At 45.7% G+C, this 18,996-nt stretch carries 15 protein-coding genes; 3 read left to right on the top strand and 12 right to left on the bottom strand.

The window, feature by feature from the left end; genetic code table 11:
* Positions 1 to 93: 93 nt before the first annotated feature.
* From AC1S8V_RS12990 to AC1S8V_RS12955, 8 genes are all read right to left on the bottom strand, one after another.
* Positions 94 to 1,929 (bottom strand): UbiD family decarboxylase, encoded by a 1,836-nt coding sequence (locus tag AC1S8V_RS12990; RefSeq protein WP_482073927.1) that lies wholly within the window; start codon positions 1,927 to 1,929, stop codon positions 94 to 96.
* 214 nt (positions 1,930 to 2,143) lie between these two features.
* The gene (locus AC1S8V_RS12985; RefSeq protein ID WP_482073926.1) at positions 2,144 to 3,397 is read right to left on the bottom strand and encodes a sensor histidine kinase; all 1,254 of its coding nucleotides are present in this window, start codon (positions 3,395 to 3,397) and stop codon (positions 2,144 to 2,146) included.
* A gap of 80 nt (positions 3,398 to 3,477) precedes the next feature.
* Complete coding sequence (locus AC1S8V_RS12980; protein ID WP_482073925.1) at positions 3,478 to 4,146, bottom strand: response regulator transcription factor; 669 nt, start codon at positions 4,144 to 4,146, stop codon at positions 3,478 to 3,480.
* A gap of 28 nt (positions 4,147 to 4,174) precedes the next feature.
* Positions 4,175 to 6,139, bottom strand: a complete 1,965-nt coding sequence (locus AC1S8V_RS12975; protein ID WP_482073924.1) for an ABC transporter ATP-binding protein/permease — start codon at positions 6,137 to 6,139, stop codon at positions 4,175 to 4,177.
* A gap of 267 nt (positions 6,140 to 6,406) precedes the next feature.
* Positions 6,407 to 7,699 carry an amidohydrolase gene (locus tag AC1S8V_RS12970; RefSeq protein WP_482073923.1) on the bottom strand — a complete coding sequence of 431 codons (1,293 nt, stop codon included), beginning with the start codon at positions 7,697 to 7,699 and terminating at the stop codon, positions 6,407 to 6,409.
* A gap of 78 nt (positions 7,700 to 7,777) precedes the next feature.
* On the bottom strand, positions 7,778 to 8,071 hold the full coding sequence (locus AC1S8V_RS12965) for a hypothetical protein (RefSeq protein ID WP_482073922.1): 294 nt from the start codon (positions 8,069 to 8,071) through the stop codon (positions 7,778 to 7,780).
* Positions 8,072 to 8,145: 74 nt separating this feature from the next.
* Positions 8,146 to 9,243, bottom strand: coding sequence for a saccharopine dehydrogenase family protein (locus AC1S8V_RS12960; protein WP_482073921.1), 1,098 nt, complete (start codon positions 9,241 to 9,243; stop codon positions 8,146 to 8,148).
* Positions 9,227 to 9,934, bottom strand: coding sequence for a class I SAM-dependent methyltransferase (locus tag AC1S8V_RS12955; protein ID WP_482073920.1), 708 nt, complete (start codon positions 9,932 to 9,934; stop codon positions 9,227 to 9,229). The genes AC1S8V_RS12960 and AC1S8V_RS12955 overlap by 17 nt, the downstream gene beginning before the upstream one ends.
* A gap of 129 nt (positions 9,935 to 10,063) precedes the next feature.
* Between AC1S8V_RS12955 and AC1S8V_RS12950 the strand changes: the two genes are divergently transcribed.
* Entirely contained in the window at positions 10,064 to 11,173 is a 1,110-nt protein-coding gene (locus tag AC1S8V_RS12950) for a helix-turn-helix transcriptional regulator (protein WP_482073919.1), read from the top strand.
* 181 nt (positions 11,174 to 11,354) lie between these two features.
* On the opposite strand, the gene yidC is transcribed toward AC1S8V_RS12950, so the two are convergent.
* Entirely contained in the window at positions 11,355 to 12,242 is an 888-nt protein-coding gene (gene yidC / locus AC1S8V_RS12945) for a membrane protein insertase YidC (RefSeq protein ID WP_482073918.1), read from the bottom strand.
* 379 nt (positions 12,243 to 12,621) lie between these two features.
* Positions 12,622 to 14,241 carry a DUF4153 domain-containing protein gene (locus AC1S8V_RS12940; RefSeq protein ID WP_482073917.1) on the bottom strand — a complete coding sequence of 540 codons (1,620 nt, stop codon included), beginning with the start codon at positions 14,239 to 14,241 and terminating at the stop codon, positions 12,622 to 12,624.
* A 135-nt stretch (positions 14,242 to 14,376) separates the two neighbouring features.
* Between AC1S8V_RS12940 and AC1S8V_RS12935 the strand changes: the two genes are divergently transcribed.
* Positions 14,377 to 16,170, top strand: coding sequence for an ABC transporter substrate-binding protein (locus AC1S8V_RS12935; RefSeq protein ID WP_482073916.1), 1,794 nt, complete (start codon positions 14,377 to 14,379; stop codon positions 16,168 to 16,170).
* A 63-nt stretch (positions 16,171 to 16,233) separates the two neighbouring features.
* Here the strand turns inward: AC1S8V_RS12935 and AC1S8V_RS12930 are convergent, their stop codons facing one another.
* Complete coding sequence (locus AC1S8V_RS12930; protein WP_482073915.1) at positions 16,234 to 17,577, bottom strand: FtsW/RodA/SpoVE family cell cycle protein; 1,344 nt, start codon at positions 17,575 to 17,577, stop codon at positions 16,234 to 16,236.
* A complete protein-coding gene (locus AC1S8V_RS12925; protein WP_253507921.1) occupies positions 17,574 to 17,909 on the bottom strand; it encodes a PadR family transcriptional regulator in 336 nt (111 codons plus the stop codon). Before AC1S8V_RS12925 ends, AC1S8V_RS12930 begins: the two co-directional genes overlap by 4 nt.
* 278 nt (positions 17,910 to 18,187) lie before the next feature.
* Here AC1S8V_RS12925 and AC1S8V_RS12920 point away from each other — a divergent pair, with 278 nt between their 5' ends.
* The gene (locus AC1S8V_RS12920) at positions 18,188 to 18,772 is read left to right on the top strand and encodes a P-loop nucleotide/nucleoside kinase family protein (protein WP_482073914.1); all 585 of its coding nucleotides are present in this window, start codon (positions 18,188 to 18,190) and stop codon (positions 18,770 to 18,772) included.
* The last annotated feature ends 224 nt before the right edge of the window (positions 18,773 to 18,996 follow it).

Genomic DNA, 18,996 nt, shown 5'->3' with positions numbered 1-18,996 from the left:
GAACATGTAGACACTTTTTGGTGTCTAACGGCGGGTCAGAGTAAGCAAAAGAAGTTCAAACTCTTCCGTTTGAACTTCTTACAACATCCTGAATTAGATTTTGATCGAACCCAGACTTGCCCCTTTTACAAATAAACGTTCAATGCTCTTCTCCACCGAAGGATCGGGAATCAGCGGCGGTGCCTGGTGAGGTTTGGTACGAGCATCAATAATAACCTGATCACAGCCCCAGTGTTTGTGGTCATATCCGCTATTAACTCCATACATGTCATGTGAAGGGTTGCTGCGGGTAAACGTTACCCACAAGAAGTTGCTGAGGTTAGCACTCAGGAACGAACTGTCATCACAGAGAATGATCATCGGACAAGAGTCCAGACCTCCCTGCTCTTTCAATAGAGATGTGAATGCCTGCATCTCCTGTGCTGTATCCGCATAACTTGTGAAGGCCGATGTCTGGATCGAAACAATGCCCGGCATTATAAGCTGCGGATTCTCATAACCACGAATGTTTTTCAAAGACTCTGGCACATCCGTGCACAGGTCCCGAACCTTGTCGCCATACGCTGCAAAAACGACCTTGCTGCCGCTGTTCAGCCCTGTACCCGAGTAATCCAGTGTATCAATCGTTGTATGGGTATGGAAATGAATATCCCGCTGCATATTCATACGCTCCAAGATATAGGTCAGGAATTCAACTTCCTTATGAGTATCCAAAGGCTGCTGATCCTCAGCAGTAATGAACATGTACTTCGCCAGACTGAGCTGACCCGTACCCAAAATGCGATTGGCAATCGTAAGCAACTCTGTCGGCTGCTTCACGGCCTGATAAGGCGTGTAACGTTCACTACCAATAGCGAACAGCAACGGATGCACTCCGGCTGCATCGACCGCATGCACTTCTTTGACGCCCGGAATCTCCTGTTTGATCGCGTCCCCTGTAATCTCATGTATCAAATCACCAAACGCCGTATCCTCTTGCGGTGGACGACCCACAACCGTAAACGGCCAGATGGCATTAGGTTTGGCATAGACTTTATGCACTCGCATTAGCGGGAATTCATGCGTCAGGCTGTAGTATCCCAAGTGATCACCAAACGGGCCTTCAGGCTTCGTCTCGCCTGGGTAGATATCACCCGTAATGACAAAATCGGCATCATTGCTGATGCAATATCCATCCTTGTAACTGTACCGGAAGCGACGTCCTGCGAGCAGGCCGGCAAATGTCATCTCACTGAGCCCTTCAGGCAAAGGCATAACCGCTGAGAGTGTATGTGCCGGTGGACCCCCGATGAAAATACTGACTTTCAGTGGTTCTCCCTTTTTGACCGCTTTGGCTTGATGTATACCAATTCCGCGATGAATCTGATAGTGCAATCCAATTTCCTTGTTCATTTCAAAATCATTGCCGTCCAGTTGAACCCGGTACATCCCCAAGTTTGAATTCATAATTCCTGGTTTATCCGGGTCTTCCGAATAAACCTGTGGTAGCGTTACAAATGCTCCACCATCCATCGGCCAGTGCTTGATGAGTGGCAGGTCCGAGAGTTGAATCTCTTGGGCCGACACGGGGAGGCTTATAGACTTCTGCTTTGGCAGCGCCTGCCACGCAGCTAGACCTGTGCGGACATGCTGAAATGGCGTCTTAAGCGCCTTCATGGGGTCGTCACGAACAGCCATGACCCGTTGTACGCCTTCCAGCGTACCGCGGAACATGAATTTGCTTCGTTCCACCGTGCCGAACAGATTCGATACAGCCTGGAACTTTGAGCCTTTTACATTTTCGAATAACAACGCCGGGCCTTTAGCCTCGTGCACTTTCATGTGGATCGCTGCCATCTCCAGATGTGGATCAACCTCTTCTTTGACCCGAATCAAATGACCGTGCTGCTCCAGATCGTTAATACAATCTTCCATATTGCGATATTTCATTGGATGGCTCCATTCTGTGTATGATAAATTGATTAAGTTCATAGATTCACATAACGTCTCTTCTATTTTATCAAATGATCCACTGCTAAACAAAACTATATGTGAAATTTTGTCGCGAATACAGATATCAAAAAAAGCAATATGGAAGCAATCTGAATCCTGAACGTACAGGGACCGATTGTTTCCATATTGCTACTCTCTATTCTGGTTTGCCTTAAGGTGTAATGACCGATCTGGGGATCGTGACAATAAACTGCGTACCTTTTCCTACTTCGCTCTCTACATCAATTGTACATTGATGCAATTTCAAAATTTTAATCACAATGGACAACCCTAAGCCATTACCTCGAAGCGAACTGCTTCGCGCTTTGTCCACCATATAGAATCGATTAAAGATATACGGAAGAGCTTCCTCAGGAATTCCTTGTCCAGAATCTCTAATCAATACCTTCACGAATGAAGATGACGTCTCAATCTCCACATGAATGGTACCCTTAAAACCGGTGTATTTGATCGCATTGTTTATTAAATTCTGCCAGACCTGATCAAACAAATCTTTGTCCACTGTGATCTCGCAGGGCAACAAATCCAATTCGATCTGTATGTCCTTCTGCGCCCACTGCGGCTCCGCCAGTAAGATCGCCCTTCTTAATTGTTCATCTACCTGGAATGTGGTGAAATGAACCGGATGATGCTCCGAATCCAGTGAGGCTAGCCGAAGCAGATTATCACTGAGCCTCGATAAGCGCAGCGTTTCCTCATAGATAATATCCAAATGCTCTTTCTGCTCTTCTAATGGAATAACACCATCTTGTAGTGCTCTGGTAAATCCCCTTATCGAAGTGAGCGGAGACTGCATCTCATGAGAGACGTTGCTGACAAAGTCATCACGAACAGAATCGATTTTTTGCAACTCACTGGCCATATGATTAAAGCTCTCCATCAGTTCCCCAAACTCATCCTGATTATTATGTTTCAAGCGGACCGACAGGTCCCCTGAGGACATCTCCTTCGCTGCAACGGTTAACCTCTTAATTGGTTTCACAATGTACCCGGACATGAACAGGATTAATAAGCTACCAATGACCAGAACCGTTAACAGTGAGGTTAAGAGCGTGTTTCGCAGTGTATGAAAAAGAGAGGAGAAATCGCTTTGAATCAGAAATGCGCCTATCCCCTCGTTTGTTCCAGGGACACCTATGGTCGCCATTCCATCTTTACTGGACATAAACATTGCATCGGTTGTACCCGCCTCAAATAACGAATGAACTTTGTCCTCTGGCAAGGAAGATAATACTTCACTTTGTTCATTCACGGGAATGATATTCAAGCCGTAGCGCGCAAAGATATCCAAGCTTGATTTCACTTTTTCCGGATCATCGATCAGGTTAATCAGTGTAACGAGGTCTTCAGTAAAGGTAACCATAAAACGATTCGGTGTCTTTTCCTGGGATCCGTTATTTAACATAAAGGAGAGAATCAAACTCACCAGAACAATCCCGATAAAAGTAGCTACGATTCGAAGTCGCAGGCTTTTCCTCAATATTTTCATGCCCGCTCCAGGCGATATCCAAGTCCTCTTACCGTTGAGATCACTAGCTGAGGAACATGTTCAAGACGTTCCCTTAACCGTTTGATATGTACATCAACCGTACGCTCATCTCCCTCGTAATCGATGCCCCATATATCATCGATAAGCTGTGTACGTGTGAATATTTTCCCTGGCGAACTCGCCAGAGAAAATAACAATTCACATTCCTTCTTTTTCAATTCGATAGTTTGTCCGTCCGCAACAACCATCAGATTGCCCAAATCAATCGTTACACCGCTGATCTGAATCATGTTCGATGAACTTTTGTTATATCGTTTCAATAACGATTTTACACGCAAGATTAACTCTACCGGATCAAACGGTTTAACCAGGTAATCGTCTGAGCCTGCATTAAATCCTCTGACTTTGTCCTTGGATTCTCCTTTGGCAGTTACCATGAGAATCGGGATATCCAGATAAGACCGGATGTCTTCCGTCAGTTCAATGCCGTCTATTCGCGGCATCATCACATCCACAATCGCCAGATCGATTTTCGTATGAGAGAGGATATCTAACGCCTCTTGACCGTCTGGTGCTTCCAACACGGAAAATTGATTCTTTTCAAGATAGATTCGGATTAATTTGCGGATATGGGAATCATCGTCCACCACGAGAATTGTGTTCATGTAGCCATTATCCTTTCCGCAATTGGTTTTATTCGTATCGCAAGGATTCCATCGGGTCCAGCTTCGCGGCTTTTGATGAAGGCATCAAACCTGCAACGATACTAATCGCTGTACTTACCACGATCCCGAACAAGATATAATATCCCGAGAGATTAATGAGTTTTGCTCCAAACGCATTGTCCAATAGAATATTTAATCCATAACTAATGATCACTGCAAAGATTACCGCAATAATACCACTAAATACGCCTAATAAGGCAGATTCGGAGAAGAATATTCGCTTGATATCCTTTTTTCTTGCTCCAATCGCACGAAGAATTCCGATCTCCTTCGTCCGTTCCACGACACTAATATAGAGTACAACCAATATCATGATACCGGATACGATCAACGAAATGCCCGCAATACCAGCGAGTACAATTGAAGCCATACTTACATATGTTGTGATATTCTCCATGACCTTGGCCATTTGGGAGCCTGCGAAGCCAGCGTCAACAGCAGCTTCATTGATATCATTTACATATTTCATATCGGTTGCATAGGCGTTAACCTGAATCGGTCCAATCGTTATTCCTTTGTCCGTATACATTTGCTCCAGCGTCTCTGATGAGATGTATCCCGGAGATTGTTGCATTGGAGATCGTTGATCTGCCACTTCATAGATCCCTGAAATCGTTACTTCTTTCTCCAAAGTTACTGGTTTATTATTGCCATCCATCTCGTTGATATATAGAAACACGGACTTGCCGATCATGGATTCAGCTTGGTCATTTCCACTTAATTGTTTCGCCGTATCGAGGGGTAACAACATCTCATTTGCTACCGGCAGAACACCCGTTGTCATCAATGCTGGATCAAAAGCATCCGTTAACGTTGTTAACTGCGTGAGTCCCACACTTTGTTCTTCATTCACCATAGTTGATTTGCCTGTAATGGTCGTGATCGTCTCTACATGATCCACATTAGGGAAATTACGAATCGTCTCAATATCAGCTTCGGTGAACGGTTCACCTGGTGCCATCAAGGCCTCGGGGCCTTGCATGTCCTTGGCTTCTTCACTCGGCTTTGTTATATCCACAAGCAAAGGGTCCATACTTGAATTGATTTCGTCATTCATATACGTCGTTATCCCATTACCCAAGGAGAGCATCAGGAGTACACTTAATATACCTATAGATCCACCCAATGCTACCAATACATTACGCTTAGCGTTGAGTTTCATATTTTTAAGTGCCATCTTGAATGAAGCAAGCAGGCCTAGACTCCGGGAAGAATCCTGACCACTCTCGTAAACAGCCGTAGAAGGATCTTTCAGGTGAATATCGTCACTAATGCGCCCCTCTTCAACCTTCACAATACGTGTACCCGAGTCAGCGACTTTCTGCGAGTGAGTTACGGCAATCACCAGCATTCCCTTTTTGGCTATACTGTCGAGCAAAGCCAAAATTTGATCTCCGTTCTCCTTATCCAGAGCACCCGTTGGCTCATCAGCCAAAATAATATCGGGATTGTTGGATAAAGCGCGTGCGATGGAAACCCGTTGCTTCTGCCCCCCGGATAACTGGTTGGGACGTTTGTTCAGATGATCTTTCAGTCCCACTTCTGTCAAAATATCAACAGCACGTTTATTGCGATCCTTCTCATTTGTATCCGTCATTTGCATTGCAATCGTAACATTTTCGAGGACGGACAGATGCGGGATCAGATTGAAATTTTGAAAGACAAAGCCGATATTATTCTTCCGATAATCATCCATTTCCTTCTCGGTCATGGCACTTAAGTTCTTGCCACGAACAATTACATCCCCTTCATAATCGGAGTCCATTCCACCAATGATATTCATCAGTGTTGACTTACCGCAACCAGATTCGCCAAGGATGGAGACAAATTCCCCCGTCTCAAAGCTCAGGTTCAAACCGTGGAGTACCGGAACTCTTTCTTTTCCATATAAGGTGTATGATTTCTTCACATTTTTAACTTCTAGTATTTTCATGGGGGTCTCTTCCTCTCCTGAATCATGCACGATATCTATCTATTTGATGTTTCATATCGTAACAAATCATTGTGAACTGATAATGAACTGAACTATCATCCTATATGTAAAAAAACACCTACACTTATTTGAAATGAATGAATCATTCCAAGTAAGTGTAGGTCTCCAGAAGTTTTATTAGATTAATCCGGCTTTTGCAAGCAGTCTTTTCACAATCGACTCTGCCGCCCATTCCTGCAACTCTAGCGCTGTCGCTACCTCTTAAAATTAAATTCCCTCAACAATCCGCTTGGCTCTAACCTTCACCTCACGGTAAAGTTCATCCTCATCGATCGTGAGCAGCTTTCTGCCTCTCATGAGGATCTGACCATTCACTATCGTGGTGTCCACATCCGCCCCATTTACACTGTATGCCAGTAACGACTCTACCTCATGTACAGGTTGAAGATGTGGTTTCGCCAGATCGATCAGGATTAGATCGGCTTTGCGCCCCGCTTCCAGCACCCCCACTTCATGCTGGAGTGCAAGCAAACTCGCACTTCCGCGTGTTGCCATGCGCAGAACGTCCTTGGCTGGCAGGCGGGTGGGGTCGGCGTAGTCCAGCTTTTGCAGCCAGGTTGCGGCTTTGATCTCCTCGAACATATCCACGGTTGTAGCACTTCCCGCTCCATCCGTTCCGATTCCAACATTGATCCCCTGTGCGATCATCTCCGTAATAGGAGCAATTCCACACCCCAGCTTCAGATTGCTGACCGGATTGTGTGCTACACCGCCGCGCATACCCTTTAATCTGCCGATGTCCCTTTGATTAAGGTGTACGCCATGCGCAAGCAAGACATGTGCCTGTTCGAACATACCCGCCTCTTCCAAATACTCTGTCGGTGTCATGCCATAGCGCTCGCGAATCTTCACGACTTCTTCCTTCGTCTCAGCCAGATGAATATGCAGCGGGATATCCTCCGCGACAGCCAGAGCAATGACTTCACGTAGCGGCTCTACAGGACATGTGTAGGGTGAGTGGGGTCCATACATGGTTGTAATTCGCCCATCGGCCGCTCCAGACCAGCGTTGCACAAGATCAATCGCCTCCTGCAACCTGCGTCCCCCATCATCCTCCATAAATACCATCCCGCGTGTAAGCGATGCCCGGATACCCGTATGCTTAACAGCTTCCGCAATCTCGTTCATATGAATGTACATATCTGCAAAGGCAGTGGTACCCGAACGGATCATCTCAGCGATGGATAGCTTGGCACCCCAATAGATGTCTTCCGGGTTCATCCGTGCTTCGGCAGGCAGCATTTTGCGTTCAAGCCAGTCCATCAACTTCAGATCATCCGAGAATCCCCGGAGAAGGCTCATCGGTGTATGCTGGTGGGCATTAATCAGCCCCGGCATGGCGATCTTATTGCAGCCATCAATAATCTCATCTTGCGGTTGAGGCAGAATGTGGTCAGCAATCTGCGTAATACGATCTCCTTCAACACGAATATCCCCCGTAAAGGGGGCATTGGCATCTTTCATCGTCAGGATGGTCGCTTGTTGAATCAATATGCTCATGTTATTCACGGCTCCTCTGGATTGGTTATCGTTCCTTCCATATCCGAGGGTAAGCCTTTACGTAACGGCAAGGTCAAGTCATTTTAATTTTTGGATCGTCATTTTTCTGAATGTTTGGATAAAAGGTTTGGGGTCGATTTCGACCATATATGGATATACTCCTGTGCTCGTGTGCAGATAGAAAAATCCACCTTCATCGCCCATTCGCCGAAATGACATGTCAAACACTTCCGTGATGTTGAACTCACGGTATTTGGTCACGATTTTATCTGAATACAGAATCATGGAGCGGGCATTTATCTCAATCTCTTGGGCGAGACCCGTCACTTCTCTCTGTACTTTGTAATAAGGCAATACAGCAACACAGTTCATGATCTCCCTCCATTCATGCCATGATTATTGTTCCATCATAGCAGATTGGAGGGTACCAGCAAAAGAACATGAAACTAGGTGATCTTGGTCGACACCTTTAGTGGCGTATGAAGTGCATCCTGAATGTCCTGCAAAGAGAGACATTGTTCAATATGAAACACACCATGAGGCAACTCTGTTTTATACACACGTTCTGCCACGGCTGCAGCTACCGCTGCTGTTGCATCTGCTTCCTTTGCGCCAACCAGTAGTTGTTCAACGCGGACTTGTTCACCATTTTCCCAACCTACGGCATCAACCTTGACCGCATACATTGGCTCTCCTCCGGGAATAAGGCCAAATGCCTTGACTGTTCCATTCCGAATAGACGGGATGCGGAGCAAAGAAAACAACCCTACACTTTTGGAGAACGCCATGGAACTTGTAATCCAACGTGAGTCCAGACATAGTCTGGTAGATACGGTTGGAATACGCAACGTTCGGGCAACCACATGCTGATCCGAAAAGTTAAATCGGTACGCCTTCCGGTGCCCCAGTTCTGCTCCAAAATCAATCCTTTTGCCATCTCCGAAACTTTGTACCTCAGCAGGTTTGCCTTTTTGCATCACTTGGTAGGTGGCATTCATCTGATCAACGGTCCACTCCACGGCAGCTTTTCCGTGCTTCTCGCCAAGTCCCAGCATCACGGTAATATCTGCTTCCTCTACCTGATCCATATGCATGGTCGCTTCGCGTACAAGCAGATTAGTCACTCCCGGTGATAACCCAACGCTGAGTATCGCGGTCGATTTGGAACGTTGCATTGTGGTATGCAGCTGTTCAACCTGGGCGAGAAAATCATATTTTGCAGAAATATCAATATAATCGGTTCCGGCTTGTGCACAGGATTCTACGAACCGGGTATCGCTCTGATCGACACACATGATGACCAGCTTCACAGACCGTAACATGGACGGCTCCACAGGTTTTGTTACATCCAGTTGAAGCGGTAGCACAGCACCACCTGTAGATCTGCTGAATTCTTCCGCACGGTTCAAGCGCGTACCCGCTGCCCATACTTTACCCGGGAACAATTTCCCCAGCTGAGTACATATCATCTGTCCTACTTGACCATAACCGCCAACCACCCAGATCTGATCTTTCACAGACTTCACGTTAGTTTCGAATTGCATAATATCCCTCCACCCAGAACGCCCCGAAGTAACGTGTAATATGTGAGAAACCGCATTCGGTCAGTAGCTGAGTCATCTCTTCAGAGCATATGGGATCGGATTCACGGCCCAAGGAAGCAGCAAAGCGCTCCCACTCTTCCGGAAGGACACCTGCACTCAACATGTGATCCTTCCATGCTTGCATCATGATTGGATGTGCAGGTGAACGAAGATCGGCATTGACAGCCGCAATGATTAGTGGTGCACCCGGTTTAAGTCTCGCTGCAAGGCTGGTCAGAAACGTTCTCTTGGCATCCATCCCCTGAAGGAAATGCAACATGAGCATGCTCGTCGCCCCATCATATACAATATCCTCTGGCAATTCTTCAACCGTGACAGGTTGCAGCTTCACTCTGGAACCGATGCCTGCTTCCGCGACTCGTTTCTCAGCAAGTTGCAGCATGGGCTGTGAAGGATCTACTCCAGTTAATGTCCACTCAGCATGGCGTGATCCAAGCAGAGCTATCTCTTTTCCCCCTCCTGCTCCGGCTACAAGTATATGAATATCGTTGTTATTCGCAAACGATGCTGCAAGCAGCCGTTCCATTAGATCATGCATATGAGAATAACCCGGAATTTTCAGGGCTATCGATTGTTCGTAACGATGAACATCTGCCGTTTCCCAGCTCATCGGTGATGGATTGTGATTCATGGACACCGCACTCCTCTTGAATTGAAGTTAGACTTGACTCGTTGTTCGTCTAATTTCATTATAGAAGGATACGCCGAACCTACAATCCCAGAACATTGGGATATGCGCACAGAGAGAGGAGATATCTTGTTGACATCACGTATTGATCGGAACCACAGACTTATCACTTCTCTTGAAAAAGGAACCTGGACCTCACGTACCTACCGGGAAGCTGTTCTCAAGCAGATCCATTCGGTTATACCTTACGACGCATACTGTTTCACCACCGTTGATCCTCTGACTCTTCTCTCCACAGGAGCCGTGACAGAAGACGGCATTGAAGCCATTCATGATCGGTTATTCATCAATGAATACATGGAAGAAGATATTCATAAATACGCTGAATTAATTCGCAGCGGTGAACATACAGCTACACTCCACACATCCATGAACGTACAGCCTGAACAAAGCCCACGTTATATCAACATTCTTCAGCCAGCGGGGTTCGGTGATGAACTGCGCGCTGTATTGGTCAGTGGAGACGTTTGTTGGGGATACCTGACCCTGTATCGTAAGACCGAGAGTTCTTTTTTTACAGAAGAGGAACGGTTGCTGATTCAGACCTGGACTGCTTCTATTGCATCGATGCTGCGGTCCACAAGTCTGACTCTTATCGATGAGATCACGAGTGGAAGTCCTGAGGAACCAGGCATTTTGATCACCTCAGACACGTTCCAGCTCTTATCCCTGAACGCCCCGGCTCAATATTGGCTGTCCCAGTTACGTATGCTGGAACATGTAGGGCCAGACGTCCTGCCCCGTCCGGTACGTGCAGTGAGTTCCCACTTGCAGCGCAAGAATCAGGCAGAACGGGCTGACGATAATCAGATCGCTCCCGACTCCCCCTCCAAAGTCTGCATCCAACTTCCGGATGGGCGTTACCTCATACTTCATGCCAGTCTCATGCAACAGCTTACGGGACCGGATCAGATTGCTATCCGTTTGGAGCAGGCGATGCCGCAGGATTTGCTGCCCTTGCTCGCCGAAAGCCATGGATTATCCAGTCGAGAGCGGGAACTGCTCGGATATGTGCTTCGTAGCTATTCATCCAAGGAAATTGCTGCTGTGATGCATATTTCTGTCTACACCGTTCAGGATCACTTGAAATCCATTTTCGCCAAAACCAAGGTATCCTCGCGTCGCGAACTCATCTGGTATTTCGTTTCCCGTTTCCAGCTGTCAGATGAGCCGGCAATATGACATGACAGATGAACAACGTCTCAACACACTCCGAGTAATAAAAATCTACATCGTTTCTTAAATACAGCAAAAAAGAAGCCAATCCTCAATGGATCGGCTTCTTTCTTAGGCTTTGGCTACGTATAACACGTTCGTTTTGCTAAGTATATTCACGATACCGTGATCACGTCCATATCATATCCTACGACTTTGCAGGTTTCCGAGAAGGTTTAGATGAGGTAGATTTTTTATTCTTTTTCTTACTCACTTCCACAATCACTGGCTCCTGCGGGTGTTCCACCGGGTACATTTTGCGGAACAATAATGTCTGTAGTACCAGGAACGAACCTCCAACCGTCCAGTAGAGCGGCATGGCTGCCGGGGCTGAAAGAGAAAAGAATGCCATCATCAATGGGGAGAGATACCCCATAATGGCGAACTGTTTTCGCTGCTCAGGCGCCATGTTGGCTTGTGATACCTTAGCTTGAATCAGATAAATGACCGCAACCACCACAGCGAGTACATAGTCCGGTGCTCCCAATTTGAACCAAAGGAACGAATGGGAAGACAGTTCCGGTGTAAGTCGGATAGCCGTGTAGATACCTGAAAGTATAGGCAACTGAATGAGCATCGGCAAGCAACCAATATTCAGCGGATTGAACTTATGTTTCTTGTATAGCTCCATCGTTTCCTGAGACAGCTTTTGCTTATCAGCAGGGTCATTTTTGCCTTCATATTTTTTCTTGAGCGCATCCATCTCGGGTTTCATGGCATTCATGATTAATCGAGTTCCCTGCTGGGACTTGGCTTGACGCATCATCAAGGGCAACAGCGCTAGACGAATGATTAGCGTGATCACGATAATTGCGACCCCGTAGCTTCCATTAAATATGGTGGCAATATGCTGAATCAGATACGACAGTGGAAATACAATATAGTGATTAAAAAATCCCGGTGTCGATGAAGTAATCTCCGACACGTTGTTGCTGCATCCGGCAAGCAGCATGACTGCAAACAAAATAGCAATCAGGCCATAGATCCGTCCCTTGCCTGAAGTAAAAGTGAACCCCTTGTTAGTCTTATGTTCCATATATATCCTCCTCGTTGATTTGTTGACCAATCGTTCAACGAGGAATGACAATCTGGTTCATCTTCATCGGGCGCTTCTCTTCGTCTGATCATGCGGCTCCAGACTTCCTGTCTGTGTTGTCTTTCCAAACACAAAGCGGGAAGTACTGGTTCAAGTCCACCACCGGCGCCACCTTCCATCCAGTACTCTGTCATGCCACAGTGAAGATGGGCGATACAGGCATAACTGACGGTGAAAATGAGTCCAAGCGAGAATAAATACGGTAATAATTCCTGAAGTTCAAACAAGGGATTCACCCCCTTTATAGGTTCATTTTTATATTATAACACTTACATATCGTTTTTGCATAAATCAGTACGTGAAAACTACTAATCTTGAGCTATTCCGTTCTCAATTTGGACAACTCTAGCTCAGCTCTGTGTCTTGCAACGTTATATGAAGGCCAGGAACGATCTGATGTTTCCATGTCCAGGTAAGCTTGACGTTCCAGCATTTCTCTCTTGAGATCCGGATACTCCTCCAGAGCAAACTCTCGAAGTAACGGAACTGCATCTGCTGACAGACTCGCCAGGTAGGATACATCAATATTGCCAGTCTGATGATAACGTTCAATATTCAGCTCGGCAATCCGATTATCCATACCCACATAATTGACTGCAACATAAGCTGTCAGCGCTAGAACAATGTACCAGCGGATCAGCGGTATTGACGTGTAGCGAATACGAAGGCCGGCAATCAGCAACAGAAGTGCCAGGAAGATCATGAACACGTGCACCAGGAAGCGGATGTACGTATATCCATAAGCCTGTTCATAAAGATTAAGGCGCATGAAAGCGGAATACAACATAATTGCTGAACAACTGACCAGAATCAGGAGGAGTACCTGATGCACGATGGAACCCGCTCTGCCACTCGGACGGGTATACTGCAAAGCAACAATAAGAATAAAGAAGTTAATACCTGTGACGAGAATCAACTCTGCGAATCCACTTCTCGCATACTCTGCGTAGGACAGATCTACCGGAAGATGCCCCTCTCCTGCACCAAACAGATACGAAAACTGTACAAGCACAAACAGAACGTACACACAATTGATGACAATCAGCATCGTACCCACAATGATGGGGTCCAATCTGAATGGTTCCCGATGAACCGGAGGGCGTTCGGGCTCGGGTGTAATCTTATTCGTAAACTGACCTTCAGTAGCCGGGTTCACAGGAGAGACTTCCTGCATATGATCACGCGTAATAGACGTGGATGCTGCTCCATTTTTCCAATGTGCGTTCGCTCTCTTCTCTGCCTCATATTGCATTGGCTGTACAAATCCCCATGCATAACCGAACAGCAATACACCTGCGATGACAATCCAGATGATTCTCGGTATGCCTGGAGTAAAAGCCAGCTGATTCAGCCACTCCGGAAAACCGGCTAAGTACTGATCGAAGACCCCGTCAGCGGAGGACAGTAATGCGACGACTACAATGAGGATAGGCAAGGACGCCACAAGACCAATGAGCACTTTGAAAACAACTGTTTTCTGGGATTTGCCCATGCCACGCCCGCCTGCTCTCACAGCAATGGCAGCAACAGTCCCCCAATGACGTATGGCTTGAGGCAGCAAGTGGTCAATAGCCGTACCAATCAAACCGATCTCCCACCACTGCTTCTGTTTTCTGCCCATCAGATACGTCATATGTAAGATAACTACGCCAGGTACAACCAGAAAATTAAGAACACGCAGCGGTTCATTATCATATAACAGGAACGTTAGCGACAACAACAGCACTACAGCCGCCACAAAAGCATCAATGAACTTGAAAGACCTCATGCGGTCCCGTGCAAACAGATACATGAACACATAAAAGAGAATTACAAAGATAGGATACGATACGCCAATCTCATTACCATAGAATAAATACTGGTGAATGATCGCCAGCATCCATGCAGACAGTAACGTGATCAGAGCGCGGTGCGGTGAAGCCATTATTTTATCAATCATGGGAAAAACCTCCATTAACCTTTCTATGCTATATTTTAGATGATAAAATAGGAATATAAATAGAAATTAAAATCGGTAAAACTTCTTATTTTAGAGGAATACGTCAGAGATCACCTCCAGGAGGGAATCAACACTTTGAAATTACATCAGCAATATCTGCTGTTGCATCGTCATTACGGTCACCATACAGAACATGAACTTACACTCGCCGATCTCGCTGAGTTGCTGAATTGTACGCACCGCAATACGTTAACGATTGTCAAAAAGATGGTTGCCCAGGACTGGATTAGCTGGGTTTCCCAGCGTGGTCGTGGTCGGCGTTCTTCACTGACCTTGCTTGTTCCGGCTGATCAAATCGCCGCAGAATACATGATGCAAGCCATGAATCGCCGAGAATTGCAGGAAGCTGCCGAGCAGGTGAGCGCATTCTCCAGTTCAACAATCATGCAGGATCATCTAAACCAGTGGTTGCTTGGTTATTCGGGTCATCATACGGAAGCCGGCACCAATAATGAGCAGATTGATACGCTTCGGTTGCCCCTGCGCCAACAGCTTCATGCGCTTGATCCGCTGTATATTAATCTATTAGCTGAATCCTTTGTTACCAGCCATGTCTTTGACGGGTTGGTTCAGCGGGGTGAACAGGGAGAGATTCTCCCATGTCTAGCTCATACCTGGGATGTCAGTGCAGACCGAAAGACCTGGATCTTTTATTTGCGAAAAGGTATTACTTTTCACGATGGTCAGATACTGACGGCCCATGATATTGTGCATACGTTTGAACGGCTGCAATCTACAGATCGCCGGACACTGTACCGTGATGTAAGTAAACAGATTCTATCTATTGAAGCGGTCGATTCCTTAACCGTGTGTTTCCAGCTTAAAGATCCTCATGAATTGTTTTTGTCCTTCCTGACAACGAGTCGTGCGGCGATTGTACCCTCACCAGGAACAAACGAACATAAGATGAAGCATTCGAGTGATGTGCATGGGATGCAAAAACCTGTTGGGACGGGACCGTTCAAGGTCACTGCCTGGGATGATCACTTGTGCAGACTTGAAGCCTTTTCATCGTATTTTCAGGGTAGAGCACATATGGACCGGGTAGATATCCTGCAAATTCCGTGGAGTGCCTCGGCAAAAATGGACGATAGCCAAGAGTTTGAAACTCCGTTCTTTCATCTTGTTCATAATCCGTCTTCGTCTGCGGGTGCAGACTGGACACAGATTAGTGCAGGTGTGATGGTTCATAAATTACTCACCTGTAATACGCAAAAAACCGGACCGTTAAACGATCCGGAAGTAAGAGCTCACATCCAGTCATGTCTTGCTGGAATGTATAGAGATGACAGACATGCCGATGACTCTGAGGTCGTGGAGCCTGATTCTGATGCCATGAATACCGGGATGGTTGAGCATGAGGGATTTAAAGATATTACTAAACGACTCACTTCGGCTAGTCCCATCTCCCTGCACATTGCAACCATTCCACAATATCGCAGGGATGCTCAACATCTGGCGTTCATACTGGAGCAGTGCGGTTTCTCCTGTACCGTCCGTACTGCTACGATGGAGCAGTTCAAAGGAAATCTGCGGCTGGAGTCTGATCTGATTCTCTTCTCTCTCATTCGGGACAGAGACGAAGAACTGCGAAGGTATGATCTCTACTCCACGTTGTCTGAGCATCTTGAAGATTCTGCCCGTATAACGATCCATGAGATCTTGCAAACCATCGTCGCCTCTCCCATCGCAGCAGATCGAACTTCTGAATTAGATCGAATTGAGCAATTTTTGGTTGATCAGAATTTACTGTTCCATTTATCCGAAAAACCAGTAGAAACCGCTTATCTGCCTTCGGTGCGTGGTCTATCTTTCAACAGTCAGGGCTGGGTGAACCTGCGTCATATCTGGTTTCCTTCACAGGTGTAGTTACACTGAAATGTGTAGCCCCGCTTATTATGCTAATAACCACTTGTTTACACAGTGAATTGTCTACTGCTTAATCGGTGTCGCCTTCATTTGCACCTTCTCGCTTTTCCACGCGAAGGTATCCTTACGGCGGTATACCCCAAGAAGTAATCCAATCATGGCATATTCAAAGATCAGATGAGTGCCGTATCCAATGAAAGGAAAAGCAATGCTGATGATCGGAACCTTACCAGTAATTACTGCAAGAGAATAGATCATCTGCAGAGCCAATATCGTAGTGACACTCAAGATGATCATGCGACCATAATCATCCCGAATACGAGGGAGTATTTTCACCATACTACTGACAAACCAGAAAATACCTACCAATAAGAGTATGCCTGCCGACCAGCCAAACACATCAATAAGCATCACACCGGGAAAATCAAAATAATTACTTTTGAACAGGTCAAACCGTGTATCCAGTCCGTTGCCCCACCATCCGGCTGTTCGTACGATATCCATAATCGAATTATAAATAAAACCATTCCCATTGGGGTCATCCTGAAGATTGAACACGACAGAGAATCTATCCAAACGTCTGTATTCATCCATGAAAAACAACAATATTAAAGACATAGTTCCAGTAGTTATTGCAGCGATGATCATATAAAGCCATTTACGTGTGATCCAACCAAATAAAATTACCGATACGATACCAAACAATAACATGCGAACCCAATCCGATATTTGAAACAAGAGCACTGCCGGTAATGCCACCATTGCAATGTAACTTAGTATTGACTGTATACTACAACTTGTTCGGAGTTTGTCCAGCATAATTGCACCTATGGCGAGAGGCAATATCCACATCGAAACCGTGGTTACATCAAGTACAATGCCGAATGGTAACGCCAAGTACCTGAATATACCATTGTATGCTGATGATAGCATCGGATTGATCCACAGCAGGGCATTGAACAGAATATAAATCCACCAGGCAGCTTTTTTCCATTTGCGGTAATCAAAGAAAATAAAGAAAGACATCGTCATCAATCCCACAACGGTGTTTTTCATATGATAGCTGTATAAATATTGATATCTTGACTGTGCCGTATTAGTCGTAAAAATCCACATCAGTAACAGACTGATTGTAGCCAAGGCAATAATTCCCGTTAACAGCCCCCAATGCATTCGATGGCGATGCAATCGGTGCATACTCTTGCCTACGACAGCAGGATCACCCATCTGTTCAATGGCATATGCAATTGCTTCTTCCTCTGTATAACCTTCTTGTTCTTTGTCCAAAATCATCTCTTCCAAATGGTTTCCTAATTCATCACGCAGGTCGTTATGTACTTCGCGAGCTTTAACCTGAACACACATGTGATCAAGATAATGCTGAATTCGCTCATGTCGATTCGTCATGTCAGGCCTCCTTCCCCAAGCACCCGATCCACAGCTCTACGGAACAAATTCCACTCTGCTTTTTTACTTTGTAAAGCCTCCATGCCCTTATCACGAATCGAATAATATTTACGTTTACGGCCTTCAACCTCCATCCAGTACGACTCTACCCATCCTTCAATCTCCATGGCATGCAAAATAGGATATAACGTACCCTCTTTCAGATTAAACACACCCTCGGATTGACGGTGTAGTTCCTTAATTAATTCATAACCGTACAACGGTCGTTCCTGAAGCAAGTTCAGAATCAATGTTTCGGTACTGCCTTTAATCATTTGTTTGTTAACCTGCAACGCGCTCACTCCTTCCTTTTCAATTCATTTTGCAAAGATTTTGGATTTAGAAAAATACACTTTTAAATCTCTTCTTTTCATATACATCGGAAATCTATGCATAGAACAACTAGGTATGATATTACCTTATCCTTCCTTTTCTGTCTAGCCAACAAGCTTCTTTATTTATGTTAAAATAAACAAGTCCTTTCATTCACGAACTATAATGATGAATCTATCTATTCGTATAATTCAATTACATATCCTATTTTTTGAATCTATAAGGAGGCATTACATTCATGAGCAAACTAATTTTCTTTCTCGGCGGGGCAGGAAGTGGCAAGACTACACTTGCCAAAGCCCTTTCCCGTAAACATAAAGCGGCTTTCTTCGATATGGATATTCTGCTTCGTCCCGCGGCTGAGGCGATCATGACCCTTCAGGGACTCGATCCATCCGACCGGGATTCGCCTGAATACAAACGTCTGTGCCGTGATCTCGGATATCGTATTACCATGGACGCTGCTCTGGATAACGTGCAGTTGGGTATCGATACAATCGTTGTGGGGCCATTTACCAAAGAAATTGGAACCCCGGATTGGATTGCTCAGGAACTTGCACGAATTGGACGTTCTCTGGAAGATACGGATGTTCGTGTGGCCTATATTTATCTGGAAAATGAAGCCTTGTATCACGAGCGGATCTCAGCAAGACAATCTCCACTGGACGAATGGAAACTTGCACACTGGGATGCCTTCACAGCTTCTCTCGTGCGTAAAGAAGTAGCCTGGCCGCTCCCTGCTTCATCCGTCGCTTATATTGATAACTCCAGTGATGATCCTGCGATTGCCTATGCTGAACTTGAACGACGGATGTACGAGTAAAAAGAAATCACTCGCTCATTCACCTAATCTTTGATGATAGGTAGTTTAAACGCTACTCTCGCCAAGTTGTGACTCACTTCTTGAACTCTAACGAATCTCAGCATCGCTAAAAGAGAGCCCATTGATGAAGCGAAGTGTGCGCCAAGACGCTTTCTGGATGTGATCTGGATGAAAGCTGTACACTGGTCACATATACATATCCAATAAAATCAAAAAAAAAGGAT

It is taken from the genome of Paenibacillus sp. B46(2026), assembly GCF_056786355.1.
The sequence above is the reverse complement of the archived record's forward strand: the minus strand, read 5'-3'. Positions and strand labels throughout refer to the sequence as shown.